We start from the raw sequence: 5,823 nt of genomic DNA on the forward strand, positions 1-5,823 counted from the left end.
CTACCCCATTAAAGGAATAAAAATACAGTGATTTCAGTGAATTAATAGTCGTACAAGTAGCGCTATAGCCCTTTAGCTTTGGCCTGATCCCAGAACGCATCCAGTTGATCAAGGCTGAATTCCTGCCAGGTTTTACCGGATTCACGCACACAGTCCTCCACATGACTGAAACGACGCTCAAACTTGTGATTCGTGCCACGAACGGCATCTTCTGGGTTCACTCCAAGATGACGCGCCAGATTCACTTGAGCAAAGATCATATCGCCCATTTCGTCTGCTACAGCAGCTTTATCTCCAGCACGGATCGCTTCACGCAATTCGGCGAGTTCTTCTTCAATCTTGTCGAGGACAGACTCTGCATCATCCCAGTCAAAACCTACCTGGGCTGCGCGTTTCTGTAGTTTTGCTGCCCGGGATAGAGCCGGCAAAGCTCGAGGCACATCATCGAGAATACGGCTATCACCCGATTCACCTTTAGCGTTGCGTTCCTGCTGTTTTATCGCTTCCCAGTTACGCTTTATCTCCTCATCTGTCAGCGGGGTATCAGCACTGTTGGACTGCAGTGTACCGCCCGGAAAAACATGAGGATGGCGACGAACCAGTTTGGTGATTAGATTGGAAACAATGCTGGAGAAATCAAAACGCTGCTCTTCAGAACCCAGCTGCGCATAGAAGATAACTTGAAACAGCAGATCACCAAGCTCATCATTAAGATGCCCCCAGTCTTCACGCTCAATGGCATCTGCCACTTCGTAGGCTTCTTCCAGGGTATGCGGAACAATGGTGGCAAAGCTCTGCTTAAGGTCCCATGGGCAACCTGTTTCAGGGTCACGCAAGCGTGACATTAAGTAGATCAGATCATCAATGGTGTATTGAGCCACAACTACACTCCTGAAGCTAAGATTAGGGTAAAGATAAAGGCGAAAGTGATTTACAACGTACGCTGACGATGAACTTCCATCACGTTTGGTACCTGATTAATCTTATCCATGATTTTACCCAGCAGATCCAGACTTGAGATCTCAACGGTTAGCGTTAAGCGCGCCATATTTTCACGCTTATCCGACAGAGTATTCGCCGCAATAATATTCAAATCTTCTGCAGCAAGCACAAGCATTACGTCTCGTAGCAAACCGGAACGGTCAAACGCTTCGATATAGATATCAACCGGGTAGGTGTTTTCACCCTCTTCACCCCAGTCAACTTCAATAATGCGCTCTGGTTCTTTTTCCTGGAGCTGTATCAGGTTATTACAGTCTTCACGGTGGACAGAAACACCACGCCCCTGAGTGATATAACCCGAAATAGGATCGCCCAGTACCGGCTTACAACAGCTAGCCATAGTAGTGAGCAGGTTGCCAACTCCACGAATGCGAATGCCTTCTGGCTGGTTTTCGGATGATGCTGATTCAGGAAGAGCCAGGTCCAACTGCTCTTCCGGCTCATCAGCCAGAATCTGTTTCTGTGCAGCATTGATTATCTGTGACAGACGAATATCACCGGCACCCAAAGCAGCAAACAGATCCTCAACACTCTTAAGATTGACCTCAGTACTGATAAGCTGCATATCCAGCTCTTCCTGGTCAATCGCCAAGCGTTTAAACTCTTTGGTAACAATCTGCTTACCTGCATCGGCATTCTGTTCTTTCGCCTGCAGCTTAAACCAGTGTGCCACCTTTGCTCTGGCACGGGCAGTCGTCACAAAGCCCAAGTTAACATTTAACCAGTCACGGCGCGGGCGCTCTTCAGCACCTGTCATCACCTCAACCTGATCTCCTGTCTGTAACCTGCGGTTCAGAGGGACAATACGGCCATTAATTTTGGCCCCACGGCAACGGTGACCAATCTCAGTATGAACCCGGTAAGCAAAATCAACAGGGGTTGAGCCTTTAGGCATCTCGATTACATGGCCATCTGGCGTAAAGATATAAAGGCGATCCTGAACCACGTCACCACGCAGCATCTCACCAAAACCTTCGGTTTCTCCGAGGCCATCATGCCACTCAAGAACCTGACGCAACCAAGCGATCTTATCCTCGTATGCATCACTGCTGGATTTAGTATCCGTGCCTTTGTAAAGGTGGTGGGCACAGACACCTAACTCCGCTTCTTCATGCATATCAAAGGTACGGATCTGGATCTCTAGAACCTTACCATCCGGACCGAATACCGCAGTATGCAGAGAGCGATACCCATTCGGTTTAGGAGAAGCTATGTAATCATCAAACTCATGCGGGATGTTACGCCACAAACCATGCACAATACCCAGCACGGCATAACAATCACGACTTTTCGGAACAAGAATACGCACCGCACGAACATCGTATACCTGGTTGAACTCAATATTCTTGCGCTGCATTTTGCGCCAGATGCTGTAGATATGTTTGGCGCGACCGGTTACTTCACCATCTATACCCATACGGTTGAGCTCAGATCCAAGTCGCTCAACTACCTGGTCGATATAATCCTGACGATCCAGACGTTTCTCATCTAGAAGCTTGGCAATATGTTTATAGTCGTTTGGCTTCAGGTAACGGAAGGAAAGGTCTTCAAGCTCCCACTTTATATGACCAATACCCAAACGATGGGCCAAAGGGGCATAGATATCAAAGACTTCACGAGAGACTAAATAACGTTTACGACGAGTAGCGTCTTTTACCCCCCTGATGGCGCAAGTACGCTCTGCAATTTTGATCAGTGCGACACGCACATCATCAATCATTGCCACCAGCATTTTACGAATATTATCCATCTGGGTGGTTTCACTACCCAGAACGCTGTCATCTATACGGGGGTTTTTACGGCTGCCGATTGCAGCCATTTGAAGTACACCCATGATCAACTGAGCAATGGGTTTACCAAACTGTTTACGAACTCTTTCTATAGGGAGTTTGCGCTCACGAACTGCGCGGTAAAGAATTGCAGCAATCAATGATTCCTGGTCTTGATTAAGATCAGCCAGTATCTGAGCCATCTCCAGACCGGTGCGAAAACTACTGTGGCTGTTTTCAGCCCATACATCTTCATCACTGTCCAAACGCTCTTGAGCTTGTTTTGCAGCTTCACAAGCTCGACGAATTTCATCTATATCATCTACTTCAGTCAGCTCCTGTAGATGATCAAGCCACAATTCGAGATCTACAGATCCATCGTCTCGAATTGGCTGATCCTGACGAACCTTAACCATGATGAAATTACCGCTCCAACTATTCTCTACACCGATTATCTACCCCGACAATCGGCCATTATTATTCTTATCTTCTGCAGATAGAGGTATGGTCAAAACCCTTTTTTTCAAGGTGTTAAGAAACCCTCTTCTCAACCCTATCTACCTGCGGCGCATATTCTAAGCTTTCAAAAGCTAAAGCGCGAATTTAAATCTGTTGAGCGTTGTTTATACGAACACAGACATAAAAAAAGCCCATAGTGGGCTTTTCTTAAAAACGTTATCAGGAGTTAAAAACCCCTGTGGACAAATACCGGTCCCCGCGGTCACATATAATGCAAACAATGACCGAGTTTTCGACCTGCTCAGCTAAGCGTAAAGCACCCGCGACAGCACCACCGGAAGAAACACCACAGAAGATCCCTTCCTCCTGCGCTAAAGCACGCATGGTATTTTCAGCATCGTCCTGTGTGATATCCAGTACCTGATCAACTCGCTTCTCATCAAAAATAGATGGCAGATACTCCTGAGGCCAACGGCGAATTCCCGGAATCTGGGCACCTTCACTTGGCTGTAAACCCACAATCTGAATATCTGCATTCTGCTCTTTGAGGAAGCGCGAAGTACCCATGATAGTCCCGGTCGTTCCCATTGAGCTGACAAAATGGGTTACTTTGCCCTGTGTCTGCTCCCAAATTTCAGGCCCTGTGCCCTGGTAGTGAGCTTCAGGATTATCCATATTGGAGAACTGATCCAACACAATACCTTCACCACGGGCCTGCATTTCCAACGCGAGGTCACGCGCACCTTCCATACTTGCTTCTTTACTTACTGTAATCAGCTCAGCACCGTATGCGGTCATGGAGGCTTTACGCTCTTCACTGCTGTTATCCGGCATAATCAGCTTCATTTTGTAGCCTTTAATTGCCGCAGCCATCGCCAGCGCAATACCAGTATTGCCTGAAGTCGCCTCAATCAATGTATCCCCTGGTTTGATCTGCCCACGCTCTTCAGCACGCTGAATCATGCTAATTGCCGGACGGTCTTTTACGGAACCTGCAGGGTTATTTCCCTCTAACTTACAAAGGACCACGTTGCCACGCCCCTGACCTATACGTTGCAAACGTACCAGCGGGGTTTTACCAACATAATCTTCAATGGTTGGGAATTCGAAACTCATGCAACTCACCAGTGGAATCAAATATACAAAAGAGAATAAAAAAGAAAGTTTTTATACCCTACAAGAAGACTCGGAATTTTACCGGGGGTTCCCTAAAAGCTCAACTTATTCCATCACTGCTATCCATCCCCCGTCACAATACAAAACAGGGAACCAGATCAACGCTCATTTTTCTTTTCGACGTATAATCCTTATCTAAACTGGTTTCACGCCTTATCGCTGAGGTGTATATTGCCTCCTCTGTCATTGCTATTTCAGGAACAGTCTAATGTTTGAACTACCTCAACTTGATCTGAAAAATAAAGTCTCTGCCGAAGAGTGGCAGGCCCGTGTAGATCTGGCTGCTTGTTATAGGCTGGTTGAGGATATGGGGTGGGGAGATCTGATCTATACCCATATTTCAGCCAAGGTTCCTGGCACTGAGCATTATCTGGTCAATGCCTTTGGCCTGAGCTTTGATGAAGTGACTGCATCCAATCTGGTTAAGGTAGATCTTCAAGGCAATATCCTTGATGAAACCCCATTCGATATAAACCCTGCGGGTTTTACTATTCACAGTGCTGTGCATGAGGCTCGAGCTGACGCACACTGTGTTATTCACCTGCATACTAATGCAACGATTGCGGTATCTACCCTCAAAGAAGGCTTACTGCCTTTGAGTCAGTATTCTTGTTTCTCCCTGAATTCTATCGGGCACCATGGTTATGAAGGCCTCGCGGTTAATCCAGAAGAGAAAAAGCGCCTGCAGGAAGATATGGGAACTAATAACTTCCTCCTGTTACCTAACCACGGAGCGCTAACCGTCGGCCCAACGGTGGGTGATGCATTTATGCGTATGTATGATTTGCAAAGAGCTTGTGAAATCCAATTATTAGTTCAAGCAACAGGTCAGGAAGTGATTGAAGTAGCTCCTGAAATCGTCGAAGGTATATCCAAACAGGCAAACGTGGTTCACTCCGGCTCAACTGGAGGCCAAAAGTCATGGCCAGCCATGCTACGCAAGGCTTACCGCCTTGATCCAGGCTTTGCGTCCTAGGGTCTGTTAATACAATTATTAAGGTTTAAACATGAAGATTAATCGCGTTGAGATTTTTGATATTCACTGCCCTGACCGTCCGGTGTGGAACCCTGTTTTTGTACGCATCCATACTGACGAGGGATTAAGCGGTGTTGGTGAAGCGGGCCTTGCTTACGATCTAGGCCATAGCGCAGCAGCAAACATGATCAAAGAGTTTGCAGAAGAGATGCTGATTGGCCGTGACCCATTCCAGACCGAAGACCTGTGGAACCTTATGCTGCGCGGCAGTTTCTGGGGTTTAGGTGGCGGTCCAATCATCTACGCAGCAATGAGTGCGATTGATACTGCGCTTTGGGATATCAAAGGCAAAGCGCTTGGCTTGCCGGTTTATCAGTTATTGGGCGGTAAGGTGAACGATAAGTTACGCACTTACGCCAGCCAGTTACAGTTTGACTGGGA

General features: G+C 47.2%; 4 protein-coding genes and 1 pseudogene. 2 read left to right on the forward strand and 3 right to left on the reverse strand.

Features of this window, described 5'->3' with window-relative positions; all coding sequences use genetic code 11:
- Window positions 1-62: 62 nt before the first annotated feature.
- The 3 genes from mazG to cysM all read right to left on the reverse strand — a co-directional run bounded on the left by mazG (window position 63) and on the right by cysM (window position 4,346).
- Complete coding sequence (gene mazG / locus GY843_RS00860) at window positions 63-881, reverse strand: nucleoside triphosphate pyrophosphohydrolase (protein WP_297305829.1); 819 nt, start codon at window positions 879-881, stop codon at window positions 63-65.
- A gap of 50 nt (window positions 882-931) precedes the next feature.
- Window positions 932-3,187: a GTP diphosphokinase gene (relA, locus tag GY843_RS00865; RefSeq protein ID WP_297305830.1), complete on the reverse strand. Its 2,256-nt coding sequence runs from the start codon at window positions 3,185-3,187 to the stop codon at window positions 932-934.
- Window positions 3,188-3,449: 262 nt separating this feature from the next.
- The gene (gene cysM / locus GY843_RS00870; protein WP_297305831.1) at window positions 3,450-4,346 is read right to left on the reverse strand and encodes a cysteine synthase CysM; all 897 of its coding nucleotides are present in this window, start codon (window positions 4,344-4,346) and stop codon (window positions 3,450-3,452) included.
- Between the two features lie 268 nt (window positions 4,347-4,614).
- Here cysM and GY843_RS00875 point away from each other — a divergent pair, with 268 nt between their 5' ends.
- Both GY843_RS00875 and GY843_RS00880 read left to right on the forward strand, forming a co-directional pair.
- The gene (locus GY843_RS00875) at window positions 4,615-5,382 is read left to right on the forward strand and encodes a class II aldolase/adducin family protein (protein WP_297305832.1); all 768 of its coding nucleotides are present in this window, start codon (window positions 4,615-4,617) and stop codon (window positions 5,380-5,382) included.
- Window positions 5,383-5,413: 31 nt separating this feature from the next.
- Window positions 5,414-5,823, forward strand: a pseudogene (locus tag GY843_RS00880) (mandelate racemase/muconate lactonizing enzyme family protein); the annotation flags it as partial.

It is taken from the genome of Neptuniibacter sp., assembly GCF_024231755.1.
Classification (GTDB): Bacteria; Pseudomonadota; Gammaproteobacteria; order Pseudomonadales; family Balneatricaceae; genus Neptuniibacter.